This window comes from Arthrobacter sp. GQ119, from assembly GCF_059759125.1.
Genome location: NZ_JCAXEA010000039.1, coordinates 1 through 20845 on the forward strand (window position 1 = coordinate 1; position 20845 = coordinate 20845).

General features: G+C 66.0%; 20 protein-coding genes. 14 read left to right on the forward strand and 6 right to left on the reverse strand.

Features of this window, described 5'->3' with window-relative positions:
- A partial coding sequence (locus tag AC6CH3_RS22720) for an N-acetylglucosamine kinase (protein WP_498134583.1) occupies positions 1 to 1001 on the reverse strand: 1001 nt, incomplete at its 3' end.
- A 37-nt stretch (positions 1002 to 1038) separates the two neighbouring features.
- Between AC6CH3_RS22720 and AC6CH3_RS22725 the strand changes: the two genes are divergently transcribed.
- Positions 1039 to 2097, forward strand: a complete 1059-nt coding sequence (locus tag AC6CH3_RS22725) for a nitronate monooxygenase (RefSeq protein WP_498134584.1) — start codon at positions 1039 to 1041, stop codon at positions 2095 to 2097.
- Between the two features lie 8 nt (positions 2098 to 2105).
- On the opposite strand, the gene AC6CH3_RS22730 is transcribed toward AC6CH3_RS22725, so the two are convergent.
- A complete protein-coding gene (locus tag AC6CH3_RS22730; protein WP_498134585.1) occupies positions 2106 to 3077 on the reverse strand; it encodes a LysR family transcriptional regulator in 972 nt (323 codons plus the stop codon).
- A gap of 115 nt (positions 3078 to 3192) precedes the next feature.
- Here AC6CH3_RS22730 and AC6CH3_RS22735 point away from each other — a divergent pair, with 115 nt between their 5' ends.
- Complete coding sequence (locus AC6CH3_RS22735; RefSeq protein ID WP_498134586.1) at positions 3193 to 4476, forward strand: MFS transporter; 1284 nt, start codon at positions 3193 to 3195, stop codon at positions 4474 to 4476.
- On the opposite strand, the gene AC6CH3_RS22740 is transcribed toward AC6CH3_RS22735, so the two are convergent.
- A complete protein-coding gene (locus AC6CH3_RS22740) occupies positions 4473 to 5636 on the reverse strand; it encodes a trans-sulfuration enzyme family protein (protein ID WP_498134587.1) in 1164 nt (387 codons plus the stop codon). The two genes, AC6CH3_RS22735 and AC6CH3_RS22740, sit on opposite strands and share 4 nt — an antisense overlap.
- Before the next feature lie 133 nt (positions 5637 to 5769).
- On the opposite strand from AC6CH3_RS22740, the gene AC6CH3_RS22745 reads away from it, so the two are divergent.
- Positions 5770 to 6279, forward strand: coding sequence for an Lrp/AsnC family transcriptional regulator (locus AC6CH3_RS22745; protein ID WP_498134588.1), 510 nt, complete (start codon positions 5770 to 5772; stop codon positions 6277 to 6279).
- 43 nt (positions 6280 to 6322) lie between these two features.
- On the opposite strand, the gene AC6CH3_RS22750 is transcribed toward AC6CH3_RS22745, so the two are convergent.
- Positions 6323 to 7561, reverse strand: a complete 1239-nt coding sequence (locus tag AC6CH3_RS22750; RefSeq protein WP_498134589.1) for an MFS transporter — start codon at positions 7559 to 7561, stop codon at positions 6323 to 6325.
- Between the two features lie 142 nt (positions 7562 to 7703).
- Between AC6CH3_RS22750 and AC6CH3_RS22755 the strand changes: the two genes are divergently transcribed.
- From AC6CH3_RS22755 to zapE, 4 genes are read left to right on the forward strand one after another with little or no spacing between them, the layout of a single operon-like run.
- Positions 7704 to 8231, forward strand: a complete 528-nt coding sequence (locus AC6CH3_RS22755; protein WP_498134590.1) for an Lrp/AsnC family transcriptional regulator — start codon at positions 7704 to 7706, stop codon at positions 8229 to 8231.
- Positions 8232 to 8240: 9 nt separating this feature from the next.
- The gene (locus AC6CH3_RS22760) at positions 8241 to 8666 is read left to right on the forward strand and encodes a DUF1761 domain-containing protein (RefSeq protein WP_498134591.1); all 426 of its coding nucleotides are present in this window, start codon (positions 8241 to 8243) and stop codon (positions 8664 to 8666) included.
- 25 nt (positions 8667 to 8691) lie between these two features.
- A complete protein-coding gene (gene corA / locus AC6CH3_RS22765) occupies positions 8692 to 9687 on the forward strand; it encodes a magnesium/cobalt transporter CorA (protein ID WP_498134592.1) in 996 nt (331 codons plus the stop codon).
- 4 nt (positions 9688 to 9691) lie between these two features.
- On the forward strand, positions 9692 to 10210 hold the full coding sequence (gene zapE, locus AC6CH3_RS22770) for an AFG1/ZapE family ATPase (protein ID WP_498134593.1): 519 nt from the start codon (positions 9692 to 9694) through the stop codon (positions 10208 to 10210).
- Positions 10211 to 10238: 28 nt separating this feature from the next.
- Here the strand turns inward: zapE and AC6CH3_RS22775 are convergent, their stop codons facing one another.
- Entirely contained in the window at positions 10239 to 12239 is a 2001-nt protein-coding gene (locus AC6CH3_RS22775) for a glycogen debranching N-terminal domain-containing protein (RefSeq protein ID WP_498134594.1), read from the reverse strand.
- 182 nt (positions 12240 to 12421) lie between these two features.
- On the opposite strand from AC6CH3_RS22775, the gene AC6CH3_RS22780 reads away from it, so the two are divergent.
- From AC6CH3_RS22780 to AC6CH3_RS22810, 7 genes are all read left to right on the forward strand, one after another.
- On the forward strand, positions 12422 to 13480 hold the full coding sequence (locus AC6CH3_RS22780) for a LacI family DNA-binding transcriptional regulator (RefSeq protein WP_498134595.1): 1059 nt from the start codon (positions 12422 to 12424) through the stop codon (positions 13478 to 13480).
- A 382-nt stretch (positions 13481 to 13862) separates the two neighbouring features.
- Entirely contained in the window at positions 13863 to 14072 is a 210-nt protein-coding gene (locus AC6CH3_RS22785) for a hypothetical protein (protein WP_498134596.1), read from the forward strand.
- 469 nt (positions 14073 to 14541) lie between these two features.
- Positions 14542 to 15741, forward strand: coding sequence for a pyridoxal phosphate-dependent aminotransferase (locus AC6CH3_RS22790; RefSeq protein ID WP_498134597.1), 1200 nt, complete (start codon positions 14542 to 14544; stop codon positions 15739 to 15741).
- Positions 15738 to 16697 (forward strand): 2-hydroxyacid dehydrogenase, encoded by a 960-nt coding sequence (locus tag AC6CH3_RS22795; RefSeq protein ID WP_498134598.1) that lies wholly within the window; start codon positions 15738 to 15740, stop codon positions 16695 to 16697. Before AC6CH3_RS22790 ends, AC6CH3_RS22795 begins: the two co-directional genes overlap by 4 nt.
- A 303-nt stretch (positions 16698 to 17000) precedes the next feature.
- The gene (locus tag AC6CH3_RS22800; RefSeq protein WP_498134599.1) at positions 17001 to 17741 is read left to right on the forward strand and encodes an SDR family NAD(P)-dependent oxidoreductase; all 741 of its coding nucleotides are present in this window, start codon (positions 17001 to 17003) and stop codon (positions 17739 to 17741) included.
- Positions 17742 to 17843: 102 nt separating this feature from the next.
- On the forward strand, positions 17844 to 18071 hold the full coding sequence (locus tag AC6CH3_RS22805; protein ID WP_498134600.1) for a hypothetical protein: 228 nt from the start codon (positions 17844 to 17846) through the stop codon (positions 18069 to 18071).
- Positions 18068 to 18868 carry a hypothetical protein gene (locus tag AC6CH3_RS22810; RefSeq protein WP_498134601.1) on the forward strand — a complete coding sequence of 267 codons (801 nt, stop codon included), beginning with the start codon at positions 18068 to 18070 and terminating at the stop codon, positions 18866 to 18868. The genes AC6CH3_RS22805 and AC6CH3_RS22810 overlap by 4 nt, the downstream gene beginning before the upstream one ends.
- Before the next feature lie 666 nt (positions 18869 to 19534).
- Here the strand turns inward: AC6CH3_RS22810 and AC6CH3_RS22815 are convergent.
- The gene (locus AC6CH3_RS22815; RefSeq protein ID WP_498134602.1) at positions 19535 to 20752 is read right to left on the reverse strand and encodes an integrase catalytic domain-containing protein; all 1218 of its coding nucleotides are present in this window, start codon (positions 20750 to 20752) and stop codon (positions 19535 to 19537) included.
- Positions 20753 to 20845: the final 93 nt, after the last annotated feature.

Here is a 20845-nt window from a genome sequence, read left to right on the forward strand (position 1 = left end):
TGCTGTTCGCCCACGAGCTGCAGGACACCAAAGACGGGCTCCCGGTCAAGGACCCGCACGTCTGTGACGCCGGCCGCGCCGAGGTGGTTCCTGAAGGAGTCCTGCAGGCGGACAACGTTCATGCCCAGGCCGCTGCCCAGGATCACCGGGCCCTCCAGCCCAAGCTGCCGGAGAACCTGCGCGGCCATGCCGGCCAGATCCTTGCCCGCCTGGTCAAGAAGCTCCTGGCTGACCCGGTGGCCGGCGTCTGCCGCCTCCACCACAAGCCGGGCCTGCTGGGCCCAGTATCGCCGTCCCGTGCTCGGGGAATGGAACAGGGCGATCAGCTTGTTGGGGTCGTCAATGTTGCAGGAGACCAGCAGGGCACGGGTGAGGTCATCGGGCTCCAGCCCCTGGTTCATGCGGCGGAGGCTGTGGCGGACGGCCTCCCGCCCCAGCCAATAGCCGCTGCCTTCGTCACCCAGAAGGTAGCCCCAACCGCCGGCCCGGGCTTCTTCCCCCTGCCCATTCCTGCCCCAGGCAGCCGAGCCGGTGCCCGCAATGACAGCCACGCCGCTGCCCGCGCCACCGGCCGCCAGCAACAAGCGCGAATCATGGACCACAGTGACCGTTGCGCCGGGTACGTGGGGCCTGATGAGCGCCGCCAGCGCGGCGGCGTCTTCCTCTGTATCAATCCCTCCGGCGCCGGCATAGACGTGGGCCACCGGACCCTGGCCGATTTTTGCGAACAGTTCCGCCAGATGCGCCACCGCTTCGTCGCGGGTGACGTTCTGGACGTTCGAACTGCCGACGATTTCGTCAGCCACGGGCCGGCCGTTCTCGAACCGGACGCCCCGCGTCTTGGTGCCGCCGATGTCCAGGCCGATCACGGTCCCCCCAGCAGGAACAGCACCGGCCGGGCGGGCGTCCTCCGGGGGAAGGGCGGCGTCCGTTTGAGGCGAAGGGGCAGCCTTGCCGGCAGGAACAGCCGGAGCATCGGATAGGTTGTCAGAGTCAGTCACCCCACCAGACTACTGAAGTGCATCAAAGGAGCGAGCAATGTCCACAGGTCTGTTTGGCACCCCGGTCATCGCAGCGCCCATGGCCGGAGGGACGTCGACCGCCCGCTTCGTTGCGGCTGTTCACCACTCGGGCGGCCTCGGCTTTCTCGCCGCCGGCTATAAGACCGTCGGCGCGATGAGGGATGAGGTGCAGGCCGCCAAAGCGGCCGGCATCAGGTTCGGCATGAACGTCTTTGTGCCGGATATGCGGCAGCTGCAGCCGTCCGCCGAGGCCCTGGCCGGTCTGGAACGGTATCGCCAGAGCCTGCTCAGGGACGCGTCCCGCTATGGCGTCGATGTTCCGCCGCTGACCGTGAATGACGACGATGCCTGGCAGGGCAAGATTGAGGAACTCCTGCTCGATCCGGTGGAGCTGGTCAGTTTCACCTTCGGCGTGCCGGGGGCGGACGTGGTGGGGAAGCTCCGCCGGGCGGGTTCAATGGTGCTGGCCACGGTCACGAACAGCGCCGAGGCAGGACTCGCCGCGGAACGCGGCGTGGACGCCCTCGTCGTGCAGCACGGCAGCGCGGGCGCACACAGCGGCGCGTTCCTGGCCGCTGAAGCGCCGGCCGCCGGCCGGCCCGGTGACCGGTCCAGCGCCCCGTCCACGACGGCGGAGCTGGTGCGGGAGGTGCGCGCCGCCGTCGGCCTTCCGCTGATAGCGGCCGGCGCGTTGTCCGACGCAGCCGCGGTGCAGTCGGTGCTCACTGCCGGCGCCGAGGCGGCACAGGTGGGGACTGCCCTGCTGCGGACAGAGGAAAGCGGCGCCCGGCAGCTGCATAAGGATGCCCTGGGCTCAGACCGGTTCACGGAGACGCGGCCGACCCGGGCCTTCACCGGACGCTACGCCCGCGCCCTGGTCAACGGGTTCGTGCGGGACCATGACGACGCGCCGCAAGGCTACCCGGCCATCCACCACCTCACGGCGCCCATCCGCGCCGCTGCGGCCGCCGCAGGGGACGCCGACCGCCTCAACCTGTGGGCGGGGACGGGATGGAGGTCGGCCCGGACCGGGCCTGTCGCCGAGGTGATGGGCAGTCTCCTCGCCGGAGGCTGAGCCGTCCGTCAACTCCCGGAGCGGGCACGGAGCAGGCCGGCCAGCAGCGCAGGTCCTTCCCCCAGCACGAGTTCCCGGAAGTGGCGCACGGGCTCCGGTTCCGGGCCGCTGCGCTCACGCCACGCCAGGCCGATCTCCCGATAGGCCAGTGCCGACTCCAGCGGCACCTCCACCCACCCCAGATCCCCGCTGCGCGCGGCACTTGCCGGCTGTGGGCTGGCCCCAGGCGGCAGGATGCTCACTCCCAGGCCCGCCGAAACCAGGCCGCGTACCGTATGGGAGTCCTGGCTCTCAAAGGCGATCCGGGGCCGGAACCCGGCCTCCCGGAACAGTGCGTCGGTGAGGGACCGGAGGCCATACCCTGGCCCCAGCGCAACAAACGGCTCCCCTTTGATGTCTACCAGGGCGGCGGAGCGGCGGCCCGCGACCCGGTGTGCGTGGTGCACCACAAGCCGCAGTGGTTCCCGGTAGAGGGCGGCCGACCCCATTGTCCGGCTGGCCGTGGCCACGGGGGCAGTCAGGGCAAGGTCCGCGGCGCCGGACGCCAACTCCGCAAGGCAGGTGTCCCTCGCTCCCTGGCTGAGCTGGAACTCGGTCTGCGGGTGGCGGTGCCGGAAGGCGCTGATCAGCAGCGGCAGCGTGGCCTCACCGAACGTGTGCTGGAAGGCCACGGCAATCCGGCCGCGGACCACCTCGGATTCATGCCGCACCAAGTCAAGGCCGGCCCTGAACTCCGCGAGCGCGGACTCGATGTAGGGCAGAAGCGCCTTGGCCGCCGGCGAGAGGCGGACACCCCGGCCCTCACGGATGAGCAGTTCCGTGCCCACCACGGCACTGGCGCGGGCCAGCGCGCGGCTCACCGTCGACTGCGGAACGCCCAGGAGTTCGGCAGTTTCCGTGATGTGCTGTGTGCGCCCCAACTCAGCGAGCAGCGGCAGGATGGGCAGCAGCTGAACGAGCTGCCGATGCTCAATGTCCATTGATTCCCTGCCATTCCCTGCTGTCGCAGACACAGACGCTTTTCATCCATTTCTGCATGCTTCTCTGCTGAATCATGCATTGGATACTAAATTACGGCAGTCCTACCCTGAAAGCATGCCAACGCCCGCCGTTCCCGGCTCCCGCAGACAGCCAAGCCCCGGCCTTCCCTGCTCCGCACCTCCTGATGAGACGGGATGGGAGGGCCATGCGAAGGGCTCGGCCGCCTACGGCAAGATCCTCGCGGGCCTGGCTTTCGCGGGCGTGGCGACTTTTGCTCAGCTCTACTCCACCCAGGCTGTGCTGCCCCTGATGTCCTCGGAACTCAAGGTAACGGCAGCCGAGGCCGCGCTGACCATTTCGCTGGCAACGGTGGGACTCGCCGTCACCGTCATCCCGTGGTCGTTCCTGGCCGACAGGATCGGACGGGTCAGGGCGATGGCCTGGGGCATCTCGGCCGCCACCGTGCTGGGGCTGCTGGTTCCGCTCGCCACCTCGTTTCCTTTGCTGCTGGGACTCAGGATGCTCGAAGGCATGGCACTGGGCGGCATCCCAGCCATCGCCATCGCCTACCTGAACGAGGAGATCAACAAGGCCCATGCCGCAATGGCCGCCGGCAGTTACGTAGCCGGGACCACCCTGGGCGGACTGGCCGGACGGCTGGTGGCCGGGCCGGTGGGCGAACTGTGGGGCTGGCGTGCCGCCGCCCTCGCCGTCTCCGTTCTCGCCACGCTTGCGGCCGTGTTGTTCCTGGTGCTGGTTCCGAAGGCCCGGGGGTTTAAACCCGCTCCGGCGACGGGCCTTGGCGGCGCACTCCGGACACTGGGCGGCCATGTCCGCAATGCACGCCTGCTGGCGCTCTACGTCCAGGCCTTCCTCCTCATGGGCGGCTTCGTTGCCGTTTACAACTACCTCGGCTTCCGGCTCTCCGGCGCACCGTTCAGCCTGCCGGCAACCCTGATCAGCCTGACCTTCCTGGCCTATCTGTCCGGAACGGTGACCTCCAGATGGGCAGGCGGCCTGACCCAGCGGTTTGGCCGGCGGACCGTGTTGCTGGCGGGCATCCTGCTGATGACGGCAGGCCTCTCCCTCACGCTCACCCACCTGCTGCCGCTGATCCTGGTGGGGCTGCTCGTGTTTACGGGCGGGTTCTTCGCCGCGCACAGCATCGGGGCCGGCTGGACGGGCACCATCGCCTCCGCGGGGAGGGCACAGGCCGCGTCCCTGTACAACCTCGCCTACTACCTGGGGTCCAGTGTGATCGGCTGGGCGGGCGGCCTGGTGTTCCAGTCGCTGGGTTGGACGGCGCTCGCCGTCACCGTGATCGTGCTGGGATGCACGACGGCGGTGATCGCCGCCGTCGTGCATCCCGCCGGGGCGGAGGTTCCCCGTCGAGGTTAGAGAGTCCCCTCGATGGCCTGGACGAGGTCTCCAAGAATGTCCGTGGCGTCTTCCAGCCCCACTGAAACCCTGAGGAGGCTGGCATGCGGCTTGGCCTCAGCTGCCACCGGGCGGTGAGTGAGGCCGGCAGGATGCTGGATCAGGGTGTCCACCCCGCCGAGGGACACCGCATGCGTGATCATCCGGACGGCGGCCGGGACGCGCTCAGCGTGTTCTGCGCTGCGCAGTTCAAAAGCGATCAGGGATCCCGGCCCCGCCATCTGCGTGCCGACCAGCCCGTGCGGGTCGCATTCCGGAAGGCCCGGGTAGCGGACCGTCCTTACGAGTTCGTGTCCGGCCAGTCCGGCGGCCACCTTGTGGGCGGTGGACTGCTGGGCCCGGACCCGGACAGGAAGGGTGGCAAGTCCGCGGTGGAGGAGGTAGGCCGGCCAGGGCGTGAGGATACCGCCGGTAATGGCCCGAACCTGCCGCAGACGGAGGGCCCACTCCGGCGATGCCGCCACCACCCCGCCCATCGCGTCACCGTGGCCGCCCATGAACTTGGTCGCGCTGTGCAGCACGAGGGCGGCTCCGTGGTCCAGCGGCCGCTGCAGCACCGGGGTGGCAAAAGTGTTGTCCACGAGGACGGGAACTCCGTCCGCGGCCGCCACGAGAAGGGCGATGTCCACGAGGTCCAGGCTGGGGTTGGCAGGGGTTTCCACGACGACCAGTCCCGTGTCCGGCCGGAGCGCGGCGCGGACGCCATCCGGAGCCGTGAAGGTCACCTCGGTTCCCAGCACCCCCGACGCCAGCACGTGGTCGCTGCCGCCATAGAGCGGCCGGACCGCCACGACATGCTTCTTGCCTCCGGCCACTGCCGCAAGCAGCACGGCGCTTAGCGCAGCCATTCCTGTAGCGAAGGCCACGGCCTCCGGCGCCCCTTCCAGCACCGCGACGCCGGCTTCGAACCGCGCCACGGTGGGGTTCCAGAGCCGCTGGTAAACGGTGCTTTGACCCTCCAGGCGGGGGCCGCCGGTGGCCATCTGCTCGTAGGCGAGGCCGCCGTCCTCCACCGAGGGCAGCGGTGCCGTTGTTGAAAGGTCGACGGGCAGTGCGTGGACGCCTTGGCCGGTGAGCCCGTCGCGGCCGGCATGGACTGCCACCGAGTCTCGAGAAAGCATGATGCTCCTTGTGAATTATTCGCCATTGAACGCCGCAAGTATCTGGCAAATATTCGGTGATCGACAGGTCATATGAATGTTATGGACGGAAAGTCGCGACTATGATGAATGGAGAACACCCCAAGGAGGATCCGTGAGCACCAACGCGAAGAATATTCGGCCGTCGGCACATGCCGAGCTGCTGGATGCCATCGACGAGCGGCTGCTGGCGGCGCTCGTCGACGACGCCCGGATCTCCAACAAGCAGCTTGCAGAACTCGTTGGCATCGCCCCCTCCACGGCACTGATGCGCACCCGCGCCCTGTCCGAGCGCGGCATCATTCAGGGTTTCGAGGCCAAACTGAGCCTCTCGGCCATCGGTCGCTCCGTGCAGGCGCTCATTGCCGTGCGGCTCCGCGCCCACGACCGCGAGCAGATCGACCGCTTCACTTCCCGCGTTCCCAAGCTGCCTGCGGTGCTGTCCACTTTCCATACCTCCGGCTCGGTGGACTACCTGCTGCACATCGCGGTGGCCACCACCGAAGACCTCCGGGACTGGGTGCTCGACAATCTGGCGACGGACCCGGTGGTGGGCCACACCGAGACCACGCTGGTGTTCGAGCACATGCCGGGCAACCACGGGCCGTTGCACGAACAGGACTGACTGAGCAGGACTGGCTGCCGCTGATGGCGGGGCGGCGGTCCGCTCAGGCGGACCGCAGCGACCCGCGCAGCGCCACCATCGCGAGCGCCCCGGTGGCGATGCCACAAAGCACGAGGAATCCGGTGGCCGTCCCCTCCAGTCCGTACACCGCGGCCGCTAAGCCCAGTCCGATCACCGGGACGGCGCTCCCCAGGTACGTGATCACGTAGACCGTGCTGATGATCTGCGCATGGCGGGAGGCTTCCACCTTGCCGGCCACGTCGTTGAAGGCGGTGCGGAACGCGATGCCCTGGCCGACGCCGGCGGCCAGGCTGGCAGCGACCAGCAGCCAGGGGCTGGCGCAGGCTGCGGCGGCGGCGATCAGGGTCACAGAGACGCCGAGCAGCGCCAGCCCGGCGGGAACGGCAAACCGGCTGCGGACACCGATGAGCTGGCTCAGGGCCGAGGCAGCAAGAGTAAGGCCGGCGAGGACACCGATGAGCGGCCTGGAATCGACGCCTACGATCGGCGCGAAGTAGCCCGGAGCCAGGGACAGGCAGAAACCAAAGACGGTGAAGCTCAGGAACCCGACGGCGGCAGCCAGCCAGAAGGCGCCCCGCGCCGCGTGCGAGACCGAGGGCCGCCGGGGCGCCAGGGCCCTGAGCGGCCGCGGACCGTGGGCCGGCTGGATGGCCGGACGGGCGCGGAGCAGGTACAGCGGCACCAGAAGGGCCGTCAGGACCATGGAGTGGATGACGTACGGTGTGGATGTGGGGTGGGGCAGCAGCGAAAGCACTCCCCCGATGGCCGGACCGGCCGCCACCCCGCCGGCGGATGCCAGCAGGGTGAAGCGCGAGGCCCATTCCGGCCGCTCGGGAAGCAGTTCCCGGAGGGCGGCCGAGCTGGCGCCGGTGGCCAGTGCCACCGCGATCCCCTGCAGCGCGCGGCCCGCCGACAGCACGGCAAGGCTCTCCGCGTGGGCGAAGACGAAACCGCCCGCCAGGCCCGCCAGCACGGCCAGGAGCAGTGCCGCGCGACGCCCAATGTGGTCCGACCAGTGGCCTGCCACCATCAGTGTGGACATGAGCGCCAGGACATAGGCCGAGAATGCCAGCGACACGTCAAGGGATGTGAGGCCCAGCTCCGCCTGCAACAACGGGTACAGGGGCGTCGCGAGATTGGCCCCCACCAGTAGCGTGAAGATCACCACGCCTGCCATGGCCAGCCGCGCGGTGTTGGAAGCGTCCCAACCGCGCCTGCCGGCCGTCGCCGGCCGCATCCGAAGTTCGCTGAAGACGGTCATGCCCGTACCCCTGCCTGCCCGGCAGCCCCCGCTCCTTGTGGGAGCTTCGGCTGCGGATGAAGATTGATACCTCCAGAATGGGCCAGGGATGACTAAGGAGCTTCTGTTTCATGGAAAAATTGATCAAAACAGTCAATCCCCGATGCCAGAAGTGAACCGGAGTGATCATTTGAACAGCCTGGACCCCACCGACCTCCGCATCCTGCTGGAACTGGTCCGAGATCCGCGGATCCAGATCGGTGAACTGAGCGAGAAACTCGGGATCGCCAGGAACACCGCGCAGTCGCGCATGCGCCGGATGCTGCGTTCCGGCGTCCTGCGCGACGGCGGCCGGGAAATCGACCTGGAGTCCGTGGGGTACGACGTCGTCGCTTTCGTGACGATCGAAGTGACCCACCGCGAGCTCGACGGCGTCGTGGGCGCCTTGCGCCTTCTCCCCCAGGTCCTGGAGGTGCACGAGATTTCCGGGCGGGGCGACGTCTGGTGCCGGGTGGTGGCCACCGATACGCATAACCTGCAGGCCGCCCTCCGCTCCATCCTCCGGATCAAGGGAGTCATCCGGACGGAAACCGTGCTTGCGCTCCACACCCACATCCCGTACCGGACGGAGCCGCTCATCAGCCGGCTGGTGCAGGGCGCGGCAGTCCAGGCACCAGCCCGCGGGGAATAGGATTCAAAGATGGATTGGCTCCCGTACATCTCCCAGGTCAACTGGCTCGCCGTGCTGCTGGCCTTCATCGCCAGCATGGCCATCGGCTTCGTCTGGTACCTTCCGGCGGTGCTGGGCACGCGCTGGATGGAGGCCATCGGCAAAACGGAGGAGGACCTGAAAAACGCGGAGGGCGGTGCCGGGATCTGGTTGCCCATGATGGTCTACGCCGCGCTGACGGCCATCCTGCTTGCAGCGCTGATTGCCAGGCTGGGCATCGACAACGCGCCGGCCGGCGGCCTGTTTGCTCTGGTCCTGGCTGTGGTGTTCCGCGCCGGAGGCCATGTCATCCACAACGGCTTCGCCGGACGCGGGACAGCCGTGACCCTGATCGATTCCGGCCACGACGTGCTCGCCATGACCGCAGCCGGCGTCATCATCGGCGCGATGTCCTGAACGGCCACGCAGGGAACCGCGCACCGTGACCATCATCGACAACGCCGTCTACGTTGACGGGATCCGCAGCGCCGAACCGGGAAACCTCGAGCAGACCTTCGAGACGCTGGCCGAGCACGGGGGCATGGCCTGGATTGGGCTCTACCGGCCGACCGAACCCGAAATGGCTGCCGTGGCGGCGGAATTCGGGCTGCATGAACTCGCCGTCGAGGACGCCATTTCAGCCCACCAGCGGCCCAAGCTGGAGCGCTACGGCGACAACCTGTTCACGGTGCTCAGGCCTGCCCGCTACCTCGACGACACCGAGACCGTGGAGTTCGGAGAACTGCACATCTTCACGGGCAGGAACTTCGTGGTGACAGTGCGGCACGCCGAGATGTCCGGGGTGGGGCAGGTCCGGCGCCGTCTGGAGTCGCGGCCCGACCTGCTTCGCCACGGTCCCGAGGCCGTGCTCTATGCCCTGCTGGACAAGGTGGTGGATGACTACGCGCCGGTGGTTGCCGGGCTGGAAAACGACATCGACGAGATCGAGGACCAGCTGTTCTCCGGGGACTCCACCGTGTCCCGCCGCATCTACGAACTGGCCCGCGAGGTCATCCAGTTCCAGCGTGCCATCCATCCCCTTCCGGGAATGATGCAGCAGCTGAAGCGCGGCTTCGAAAAGTACGTGGTGGACACCGATCTGCAGCACAGCCTGCGGGACGTGGAGGACCATGTTCAGCGGGTCCTATCCCGGGCAAACTCCTTCCGGGACCTCCTGCAGAACGCGCTCACCCTGGACGGCACGCTGACCGCCAACCGGCAGAATGAGGCCAGCGCGCAACAGAACGAACAGGTCAAGAAAATCTCTTCCTGGGCCGCCATCTTCTTCGCCCCGTCCTTCGTGGCAGGTGTCTACGGGATGAACTTCGACCACATGCCCGAGCTGCACTGGGCCCTCGGGTATCCCATGTCCATCGGGCTGATGGCGGGCACGGCGGTCCTGATGTACGTCATCTTCAAACGCAAGGGCTGGCTGTAGGGGCATGTCCAGGTTCGAGCGCGGCCTCATCATCACGCCGGGCACCGACCGGCAGTTGGGCGCCTACGGCCTCTTTCGACCGGCGCCCTCCCAGCAGCGGGTCCTGGAACTGCCGTCACACACCCTGACGGTGAAGAGCGCCGATCCCGACCTCCTCTGGGTGGGGTTCGACGCACTGTGCGCCGGTCCGCTCGGGCAGGCCGATTACGGGACACTGGCGGGCATGTTTCCCGCCTGGGTGGTCGACGGCGTCCCGCCCCCGGACGTGGAGCCAGCCGGTGCCGCCGCCGGTGCCGCCGCGGTGCGGCACCGGTTCCTCGACGTGCTGGACGTTCTCCGCGACCGGGACGTCATGCTCTTTCTCATAAGCCGGAGCCCCCTCGATTTTGACGCCGCGTCACGGCCCGGTGTGCCGCCGTCGCAGGAAGCCGCCGCCCTCGCCAGGATTGCGGACAGGCTTACAGTGCTGCGCCGGGTCGAATCGGACGAGCACCTGCAGGACGAACAAACCAGCGGCTGCTGAGGCGGCGTTGGACTGCGTCAGCGCCGGCTCAGCGCGCCGAGACCAGCAGCCCTTCGCGGACGCCCGCCGTCCCGCCGACCGGCCCTGAACCGTCCGGCCCTGGACCCAGGGCGGCGGCGATCACGACGGAGCTTGCCGAAGCCCACGCCTGTGGGCGGCAGCTGGCCGGGAACGGTACCGGAACACGCATGGTGTCCGAGCCGTGGCCGCCGAACAGCTCAGGCAACCGCCACTCATTGGCCTCTGCCACCTTCAGCAGCCCCGAAGCCAGCTGTGCGGCCTCATCGGGGAAGCCGTCGGCCAGCATGCCGCTGATGATCAGGGCGGTATCGTGGCTCCAGACAGCTCCGGCGTGGTAGCGCGTGGGCCAGTAGCCGCCGTTGGTGGTGGACAGCGTGCGCACGCCGTAACCCGAGAACATCGTCGGATCCATGATGCGCCTGACCACGATCTCCTGCTCCTCCTCGTTGAGGATCCCCGTACCCAGCAGGTGCCCCATATTGGAGGTGACGCCGTCGACCGCTTTCTTGTCCGCATCGAGCGCCAGCGCGGGATAAGGGCCCAGCTCATCCTCACACCAGAACTGCGAACGGAACCTCTCCGCCATTCCTGCCGCGTAGTCCCGCCATTCCTGGGCGCCGGGGCGGCCGAACGCATCCAGGAGCTCAGCCCCGACCGTTGCGGCCTCGTAGGCATAGGCCTGGACTTCGGCCAACGCGATGGGACCCGTTGCCAGTGAGCCGTCGTGCCACCGGATTGCGTCACCGGAATCCTTCCATCCCTGGTTGACGAGCCCGTGCCCGGAGGTGTCGAGGTATTCCAGGAAGCCGTCCCCGTCCAGGTCGCCATGGTCCCGAAGCCATTCGAGGGCGTCCCGGAGGTTGGGAAGCAGCTCCTCCACCTCGGCGTCGGGCATTCCGGCCTTCCAGGCGTCGTGAAGGAGGCAGATCCAGAGCGGCGTGGCGTCGATGGTGCCGTAATAGACGGGCGGCAGGCGCAAGGCCTGGCCGCTCTCGGCCATCGTCAGGACCGTCCGCCGGACTTCGTGCAGGATTTTCCCGGGCTGCACCGCCGTGGTGTGGTCCGTTTCGGTTCCCTGCCGACCGGCCAGCGCCCGCAGGGTGCCGCGGGCAATGGCCGTGTTGATCGGAAGCAGCATGCGGGCGGCAATGATGGAATCCCGGCCGAACATGGTGAAGAACCACGGCGCACCGGCGGCGAGGAAAGTGTCATCCGGGTGCGAGGAGTGGGCGAGCCGCAGGCTGTTGAGATCGCTGGTTGAGCGCTGCAGGAGGTTCCTGAGGCGCGGATCCGCGCATACCGGGGCCTCGATGGGCGAGCCGTTGCCGGCGAGCATCGGCGAATCGGCGTCAGTCAGGTCCACGGCCCACTCGAGGACGACGGCGGCTCCTGGCTGCACCTCCACCGCCCAGTCGATGGTGACCGTGGTTCCGCTAAAGCCGACGGAGCCGGGCACCGTCCCGCCGCTGGACCCCGTGGTGAGGCGCAGTTCGGTATCCGCATCACGCCAGGCCCATGCGCAGTCCACCGGCTCCACCGGCCGGTGGGAGCGTTCTCCCTGCTTGATCTGCTCCATGGTTGTGTTGTCGGCAGCCAGGGTCAGGCGGACGTTGAGGGTGACGGGCTCGCGGAACGCCGACTCAAGCGTCAGGGTCTCTGCCACGCGGCCGGTGCATCCTGTTAGGGATTCGCTGTCCTCCCCGGGTCTGATCCTGCCCGATTCAGCGGTGCGGGTCCGCACGAGCGAGAGCAGCGGGTCAGCCACTTCAGCGTCAGCGCGCACGAAGTAGATGTAGTCAGTTTCCTTGGACGAACGCAGCTGGGTTGATACCCACTCCGGCTCGCGGCCGTCCACGGTCAGCACAGCCCCGTCCAGCACGCGGTCGTCACCGCAGTAGATTCCCTGGGCACCCGCCCCGCGGATCTGCCCATGGGCGTCGGCCCATGCCTGGATCGGGGCGCTGAAGACGCCGGAAAGGTTATGCAGGTAGGGCTGCTCAGAGGCCACGGAAAACTCCTCGAAGTTGGGTTGGGCGGAGACCGGAAGAGTGCTGCGGAAAATGGTGCTGCCAAATCAACGGAGCACGTTCAGCAAGAATTTGATCGATCAAATTTCTGGCGTTAAGATCGTCTCACAACAACCGTCAGAAGGAAAAGCCCCGCAGATCCTTCCCGCACTGAGGAGCATTCGTGGCCCGGCCCACCCTCGCAAGCCTTGCCGCTGAGCTGGGCGTGTCGAGGCAGACCATCTCCAATGTGCTCAATGCCCCGCACCGGGTGAAGCCGGCCACCCTGGAACGCGTCCGGGGCGCCATCGAGGCCGCCGGCTACCGGCCCAGCGCAGCAGCCCGGCAATTGCGAACCCGGCGGTCCATGAATCTCGGCATGAGGCTGATGCCGGTGACGGACGGCATAAACGGCTCCATCCTCGACCGCTTTCTGCATGCCCTCACCAAGTCTGCCCAGGGCGCCGGCTACCGGCTGACTCTCTTCTGCGCCGACTCACACGAGGACGAAGTCCTCCAGTACGGGGAACTGCTCCATGTCGCGGGAATCGACGGCTTCATCCTCACTTCCAGCAGCCGCGACGACGTCCGTACGAAATGGCTGCAGGACAACGGCACGCCGTTCGCGGTCTTTGGGCGGCCTTGGGAGGACGCTTCGGCGCAGCATCCGTGGGTGGACATTGACGGCGCCGCCGGCACGGCAGAAGCCGTCACCATGCTCGCCGGGCAGGGACACACCCGCATCGCGTTCCTGGGCTGGAAGGACGGCGGCCCGGTGGGAGATGACCGCCAGTCCGGGTGGGAGCGGGCCATGGGGGCTTTGGGCCTCAGCGAGGATGGTTCCGGTCTCTGCACGTCAACCACCGACACTGTCGCCGGAGGCATTTCCGGCGGCCGGGAACTCATCGCCAGAGGCGCGACGGCGATTGTCTGCGCGAGCGATTCGCTGGCCATCGGGGCCGCGGAAATCCTTCGCGAGCTCCGCCCGGAACAGTTCCTTCCCGGGCAGCCCGCCGGCCCCGGACTCCGGGCTGCAGTGGTGGGGTTTGATGACACCCCTGTGGCCGCGGCGTTGGGTCTCTCCAGCGTGGCCCAGCCGGTGGAGGACGCTGCCCGGCACATCGTGCGCCTGCTGACATTCGAACTGGCGCGTCCCGGAGAGGGCAGCGCCCCCGAGCAGCATGTGCTGCTTGCGCCGCACGTCGTGGAAAGGGTGCCCTTGCCGTTGGCGGCTCCGCGCTGAGGTCCGCTCCGCCATTCCCAAGCAGGTGGCTGTATCATCCGTCTACCGTTGCCGTAACGGGTCTCGAAGATCTACGGCTCCGGTAGGTGGCCCGCTCTGGTTCACGGGGAATGAGCGGGCCACCGCCCCCGTGCGCCATGCACCGCCCGCCCTGCGTGGATCTGCTGCCGACTGACTCGCGAGTGACGCCCATTTAATCGGGGCTGCTGGAGCACGGCAGCTTTGATGTCTGGCGCTTTGGGTGCTCGACGGCAAGACTGTGGGCAGCGCTGAGCACCAGACCCACATTGCGACCTGAAGCTGACGCAGTACGCGACAGACGCAGTACGCGACAGGGGCAGTACGCGACAGGGGCGGTCCGGGACGTGAAGGGAGACCCTACATGGAACCTGGCATTCACTTCGCTGCGTCCACCTGCATGGTTCTCGCGGTTACGTGCTTCGCCGTGGGTGCGCTCATCTCCCGCCACCCACGACAACGGCGCATCGGGAATGGCCAGGGGACGGCCGCCGAGCATCTTCGGTTCGCCGTACTTGCCGGGACGGCCTTCAGCCTGACGGGGGCCGCGCTCATCATCAGAACTCTCACCTGACGTCATGATGATGACAAACGTCCCGACAGAACCAGGCAAGAGGGCGGGCCACCTGAATCATTGGTATTGCCCCGGAGAGCCATGCGCCCAACACGGCCAGCGCACTGATACAGGTTGTTCTCTGCCGTTTCCGGCCCGCCACGCCTGGATGGAAGGAGTTGAATCTGGGGAGCCAAGAGTTCCAACCCTTGACTTCTTCGATGCGAACTCAGGATAACGCCGGTTCACGCATTTTTCACTGAATCCTGTTCAGACCAACTCGGATACGCGGAACCCGGTCAGAACGGTTGAGGCGACGACAGGTGATCAGCCACTGCTTCATGCTTCCGCTCAACAGGTCCCCCGTTTCGCGGCCATGGTTCCTTGAGAATTAGTAGGAATATTAGATTGCCCGAGTTGATATATTAGTCCTATACTGGGAGCGGAACTGCAGAGAACCGATCGTAAACTCGATGAGGAGTGGAACAGCATGCAGCAACTCGCGCACCGGCTCGAACGGCTGGGCACCGAAACCGCTTTCAGCGTCGCGCAAGCCGCGGCCGCCTGGAAGGCGAAGGGGAACCTGGTGTACCCCTTCCACCTGGGCGACATCAACATCCCCACCGCCCCGAACATCGTGGAAGCGATGAACAGGGCGATCGCGGACGGCTACACGGGCTACTGCCCCGGCCCCGGCATTCCACAGCTTCGTGAAGCACTCGCCGACGACATCGGCTCGCGCCGCGGTATAGAGTTCTCCCCCGACAACGTGGTCGTGATGACCGGCGGCAAGCCCGTCATCACCAAGTTCCTGCAGGCGGTCATGAACCCCGGCCAGGAAGTGCTCTATCCCAACCCCGGCTTCCCGATCTATGAATCGCAGATCGAGTACCTCGGCGGCACGGCCGTGCCGTATCGCTATGTGCCAACGAGCACTGGCTTCGCGATCGACCTCGAGCAGATCCGCTCGTCGATCACCCCGAACACGGTCGCAATTATCTACAACGACCTGCAGAACCCCATCTCAGCCGAGTCGACTGCGGCCGAACGCGAGGCCATCGCACAGCTCGCGATAGAACACGACCTCTGGGTACTCTCCGACGAGGCGTACTTCGAGACTCGCTATGAGGGAGTCTCGAGCTCGATTACATCAATTCCCGGCATGGCCGAGCGTACCGTCATCCTCTACACGTTCAGCAAGAAGTTCGCCATGACCGGCTCACGCCTCGGCTGCGCCGTTGCCCCGCGCGAGATCGCCCAGGTGCTCAGCACGCTTAACACCAATGATGAGTCCTGCACGACGCACTACGTGCAGTGGGCCGGCGTCGAAGCACTCCGCGGTCCCCAGGATTCTGTGCAGCAGATGCTTGACGTTCTGCAGAAGCGTCGGGACACCGCATGCGAGCTCGTGAATTCCATCCCCGGCATGCACGTCGCCGTCCCGCAGTCGACCTTCTACCTGTTCCCCGACGTCACCGAGGCCATGGAGCGTATGGGTTATACGGCAGTCGGTGACTTCGCCTCTGATGCCCTGTACAAGACCGGCGTTTCCTTCTGCACGCGCGAGCACTTCGGCCGCCGCCTGCCCGGCGAGGAACGGCAGTACATCCGGCTCGCCTACTCGGGCATTGAGGTGCCAGCCATCCTCGACGGCCTCGGCCGCCTGCGCGAGTGGATCGAGACGGCATGAGCCGGGTCGTCGTGACGGGGCGTATCCCCGATGCCGCAATCGAGAAGCTCCGCACCGAGCACGAGGTCGATGCCTGGCAGGGTCCGGAGTCGATTGGCCGCGAGGAGCTCCTGCGCCGGGTAGCCGGCGCCGATGCCGTCGTGAGCCTGCTCACCGAGCGCATCGACGCCGAGTTGCTCGACGCCGCCGGCCCGCAGCTCAAGGTCGTGGCGAACGTCGCCGTCGGCTATGACAACATCGACGTGCCAGCATGCACCGAACGTGGCATCGTGGCCACCAACACCCCCGGCGTCTTGACCGAGGCGACCGCCGACATCGCGTTCGGGCTCATCCTCATGGCAACTCGCCGGCTCGGTGAGGGCGAACGGCTCATCCGCGCCGGCCAGGCCTGGAAGTGGGGCATGTTCTTCCTGCTCGGCAGCAGCCTGCAGGGCAAGACCCTCGGCGTCGTCGGCATGGGCGGCATCGGCCAGGCAACGGCTCGGCGGGCAAAGGCCTTCGGCATGGACATCGTCTACCAGTCACGCAGTGAGATCGACCCCGCGATCGCAGCGGAACTGGGGGCCCGGCGGGTCGATCTCGACGAGCTGCTGACTGTTTCCGACGTCGTTTCGCTGCACTGCCCTTACGGAGCAGCCACGCACCATCTGATCGGCGCGGAGCAGCTCGCAGCGATGAAGAGCTCGACATACCTCGTCAACACCGCACGCGGACCGATCGTCGACGAAGCGGCGCTCGCCGCCGCGCTTCGCGACGGCGTCATCGCGGGTGCCGGGCTGGACGTCTTCGAGCACGAACCCCAGGTCCATCCCGAGTTGCTGGATCTGGAGAATGTGACACTCGTGCCGCACCTCGGCTCGGCCACCGTCGAGACGCGCACCGCCATGGCGGTGCTCGCCGCCGACAACGCGCTCGCCGTGCTCGGTGGGGAACGACCGCCTACACCGATCGGTTAGTGGCGGCGGGCGCGCACGAGGATCTGTCCTCGGCTCGCCAACGACACGACCAACACAAAAACGAGTACGAGCCCCGTCCCGAAGGACGGGGCTCGTACTCGTTCAACCACGATGATGGCCCCTCGCCTCCGAGGAGGCGGTGACGGCGGCAGGGGACGACGACGGCGGCCCAGCCGTCCGCGCGACTGCAGCCCCGCTCGACCGATTGGGCAGCCAGGAACCCTACAACGGCTGGCGCCCCGTTGTGGAGTGACCGACAGTATGTGTATCCGTCCCAACTTGAGATCCCACGGAGGCATCACGATGACAGGCGAACATACCGCCCTGGTTACTGGAGGAGCGCGAGGGATCGGCCGGTCAATCGCCGAACGGTTAGCGGAGAGTGGCTGGACTGTAGTTGCTACTTACAACACTGGTCTCGATGAAGCCAGGGAGCTGGCGCGCACGCACGGCGTGGAGATACGTCAGCTGGATCTCACAGACAGATCTGGATCGCTGGACTTTGCCCGCCGGGTTCGGGATGAGTTTTCCTTCGTTGGGCTGGTCAACAATGCCGGGATCCTGGAGAAGCAACCTTTCGAGGAAATGACTCTTGATGCATGGGATAGAGCTTTTCAGGTCAATGTAACGGCACCGCTCATCCTTGCCCAGGCGATCGGCCCTTACATGTCCCCCGGCGGGAGCATTGTCAACATCGCCAGCACGGACGCTTACGTCGGTTCCTTCCGAGGCATCGCCTACTCGGCCATCAAAGCGGCTCTCATTTCAGTTACTCGAAGCCTCGCGAACGTGCTTGGCCCAAAGGGAGTCCGCGTCAACGCTGTAACCCCGGGCTGGGTCGATTCCGGCCTATTGACGGAATCCTACGAAGCAGCAAGCCTTACTCCGTTGGGACGCAATGGGAGTCCGAGTGACATAGCTAAGGTCGTGGCCTTTCTCCTCAGCACCGAAGCATCGTTTATCTCGGGGGCATCTATCGTCGCCGATGGTGGGTACACCGGTGTGGACTACTTCATGAAGAAGGAGGACGACTCCCTCAGCTAAGCCGCTAAAGCGCCCGCTGCCCACCGGGGAATTCCGGCTGGAAAATGACTACTGACATCACCCGCAATTCATGGGGCATCTGCAGCTTCAAGGGGGCACTAAATGGATGAGCGCTCTGGCATCATTGTTGACTCGGTCAAGATCCGGCGAGTCAACGACGACGCGACGTTCACTCAGGGTTTCCTGTGCGCTCCCTCACCCGCCAATCACCAACCGTCAACTCCTGACATCGACGCCGCGATCTCTGAGATCAGGATGCCTGACTACCCCGACCAGCGGTTCCATGCAGTTGAAGTGAGCCAGGGAACGGCAATTTACATCTTCCCGTGAGCTCCCCCAGGTGGACAGCGACCAAGCATTTTCCCGCCAAATTGAACCGCTTCACCCGAGTAATTGCTGCCTTGATCGGCGCCGGCGGCCTCGGACTGGGCGGCCTCGGCGTCTATACAGTGAACCGCGATCCAGGTCCTATAGCGCTCTTAGTAGTCGGCACGCTGTTCATGCTCGTTGCCATGGTGGGCCGCATCCCAAACCTCAGATGGCAGGACAACGAGATCAACTGGCAGGCAGACGCAGCGGGCAGGGCATTAGCGAAGGCCCTTGAAGGCGGAGGCTCGCAGGAGCGGCGGGACGCACTTACAGACTTGCTGGAGGTCGCCCCGGCCGCAGCGGCGCCGGCTTTGCGGGCGCTGGGTTTCGAGGAACAGGTCATCGGTTTACTTCCCAAAGCGCTCCCTGAAGGAGTGGGCCAGAGCCCTGGGGTGACCGTGGGCAAATGGCATTCTGATGCAGTGCTGACGGACCAAAACGGTTGGAAGGTCCTCGTGGAAGTCCGCTATCGGCCGGAGATGCCTCGTGCGCTCCTGGGTGTTATCGAATCAGCCAGAGAGTTGGACGACCGTATCACCGCTGGCCTCCTGCTTATGAGGGGCGAGCCATCTCCTGCAGCCAGGAAGAAGCTCGAGGATGCCGGATGGACCGTCTTCGATGCCTCCGAGGTCCACGTCGATGACGCTGATCTGTTTGCTCTGCGCACTGTTGTAGCTGCAATCTTCGCAGCGGCCAGTCGTCAATTGATCTGGTCTTCTTCTCACTGTACCTACACGGCCGCTTCGGTTTCGGGATGACGGGGTATTTACGTGGCGGTGGCCGATAACGAGCGCCTATGCGAATGCTGGATTCTGCCAGGGCCTTACGTCCTTCGGCGAGGCCGGCGACGCGAGGTCGAATGCCAGTGCCCCCGGAGTGATGCCGGGATCAGCGAGCCATGTGATCTCGCACGCCATCGTCCTGCCATCGACGTACCCACGCCTATTGACAGGCTCTTGTTACCAACTCCGCTCGCAACGCCTTGGCCTACCGGTGCGGCCCAGAAGGGTAAATCCGACTGTGCATATCCGATAGTCACCATGTCCCGTTGCTGGCCTGGGGCCAAGGTTAGAAAGTTTGCCACCGTACTTTTGGAATCAAACGCGGCCACATTCGCGACCGTCCCCAGGCGATTGACCACGCCAACCGTTGATCGCTTTTGGTGGTCATTTGCCAGGTGCGAGCTCTCCAGAACAACGAGCCGATTCTCAACAGGCCAGTCTTCTATTCTTAGGAGGTCATTGCAACGGTAGTGTTGCAATTGTGCCGGATACCATCGGAGCAGAATGACACACCCCAAGCCCGCCCGTATTAGCCCTGACAGCCGGCCGATCGCCTACGGCGCCGCAGGCCTGGCTGCAGCCATCTACTCCGGAGCGTTCGTCAGCTCATTCTTCGGACAGGCCTCCCCCCGGGGAATCATGTCAAGATGCCCGCGTAGCTTTCATCGTGGAATCATTTGATTTTGCCCGGATAGCAGGTCGTGTTTTTGGACCTTGTTTCGCGGTGGTCAGTGCCAGCAGGGCTGCGCATAATGCTTGGATCTGACGTTGGATGGCGGCGGGGTTCAGCGGCCTGTTCTCTCGTTTCAGCCGGGCTTTGCTGGCCTTAGTGACGGTGCCGGTGTCGGCCAGGACGCGCTGGTATGGGGTGGCTGGTGGATCGTATTTCTTGCTGACCCTGGCGCCGGTCCGGACTTTCGCGATGAGTTTTTGCTGCGGCGCGAAGTGGTTGGTCAGCAGTCTTTGCAGCGCCCAGATCCGGTTCAGCAGTTCCAGCTCGCCGGGTGTGTCGTATCGGTGGTAGCCGACGGTCTGGCGGACGATGTGCCAGTTCTTCTGCTCCACGTGGGCGCCGTCGTTCTTGTTCCCGGACCGGGACCGGGTAAACGTGAGTTTCTCCTGTTCGCACCAGCGGTAAAGCTCCCAATTGATGAACTCCGAGCCGTTGTCCGAGTCGATGCCCAGGACCGGAAACGGGAACGAGGCGGTGGCGTCTTTGATGGCAGCGAACACCCATTTCTGGGCCTTGTTTTTTACCGAGCGGGTTTCCGTCCAGCCGGTCGCGATGTCGGTGATATCAAGGGTGAAACAGAATTCCCCTTGGTTGTTGCCGCCCTCGTGCCCGACCAGATCGATCTCGACGAAACCGGGCACCGCGTCGTTCCACTCGGCCCAGGTCCGCATCGGAATCGAGTCCTTCAGCAGCGTTCCGGGTTTGGTATGGGACCTGCCGCGGGGCTCGAGTTTCGCCCGGTCGGCCTTGAGCCGGCGGTCAATGGTCGCCGGCGCGATTTTCAGCAGCTGCGCGGCCGTGCCGGCATCAATCTTGAGCTCTTTGCACCGCCGCAGGCGCGGCACCAGGTCCGGCAGCGCTGCTGCGAGGAGCCGGCCGCAGGGCGTTCCCTGCACGGCCCAGCAGAACCGCAGCGCCTCGATCACCGGCTCACCATACAGCGGCGCCCGCGGAGGCCGCGGCCGCACAGGCTTCAGGGCCAGCGCCGTCCGCAGAGCCTTCCGGACGTGGTCACGGTGCCATCCAGTCGTCGCGCACAGCTCATCCAGAATCTGCTTCTTCACCGCCCGCTCCGATCGGGCATACCGGATGGCGATGACCTTCGTGACAGCCCTGCGTTCACTCATCGAAAGCTCCATGGCTCACAATGCCGACGCGGCAGACGCCGCCCCGGCGGACACGCCGCCATGCGGGCATTCTCAAATGATTCTTCGAATATC

Bases quoted from the DNA above. Each gene is read 5' to 3' on its own strand.
- AC6CH3_RS22725 (WP_498134584.1), top strand. From the start codon at position 1,039: ATGTCCACAGGTCTGTTTGGCACCCCGGTCATCGCAGCGCCCATGGCC.
- AC6CH3_RS22730 (WP_498134585.1), bottom strand. From the start codon at position 3,077: ATGGACATTGAGCATCGGCAGCTCGTTCAGCTGCTGCCCATCCTGCCG.
- AC6CH3_RS22735 (WP_498134586.1), top strand. From the start codon at position 3,193: ATGCCAACGCCCGCCGTTCCCGGCTCCCGCAGACAGCCAAGCCCCGGC.
- AC6CH3_RS22740 (WP_498134587.1), bottom strand. From the start codon at position 5,636: ATGCTTTCTCGAGACTCGGTGGCAGTCCATGCCGGCCGCGACGGGCTC.
- AC6CH3_RS22750 (WP_498134589.1), bottom strand. From the start codon at position 7,561: ATGACCGTCTTCAGCGAACTTCGGATGCGGCCGGCGACGGCCGGCAGG.
- AC6CH3_RS22755 (WP_498134590.1), top strand. From the start codon at position 7,704: ATGCCAGAAGTGAACCGGAGTGATCATTTGAACAGCCTGGACCCCACC.
- AC6CH3_RS22760 (WP_498134591.1), top strand. From the start codon at position 8,241: ATGGATTGGCTCCCGTACATCTCCCAGGTCAACTGGCTCGCCGTGCTG.
- zapE (WP_498134593.1), top strand. From the start codon at position 9,692: ATGTCCAGGTTCGAGCGCGGCCTCATCATCACGCCGGGCACCGACCGG.
- AC6CH3_RS22785 (WP_498134596.1), top strand. From the start codon at position 13,863: ATGGAACCTGGCATTCACTTCGCTGCGTCCACCTGCATGGTTCTCGCG.
- AC6CH3_RS22790 (WP_498134597.1), top strand. From the start codon at position 14,542: ATGCAGCAACTCGCGCACCGGCTCGAACGGCTGGGCACCGAAACCGCT.
- AC6CH3_RS22795 (WP_498134598.1), top strand. From the start codon at position 15,738: ATGAGCCGGGTCGTCGTGACGGGGCGTATCCCCGATGCCGCAATCGAG.
- AC6CH3_RS22800 (WP_498134599.1), top strand. From the start codon at position 17,001: ATGACAGGCGAACATACCGCCCTGGTTACTGGAGGAGCGCGAGGGATC.
- AC6CH3_RS22805 (WP_498134600.1), top strand. From the start codon at position 17,844: ATGGATGAGCGCTCTGGCATCATTGTTGACTCGGTCAAGATCCGGCGA.
- AC6CH3_RS22815 (WP_498134602.1), bottom strand. From the start codon at position 20,752: ATGAGTGAACGCAGGGCTGTCACGAAGGTCATCGCCATCCGGTATGCC.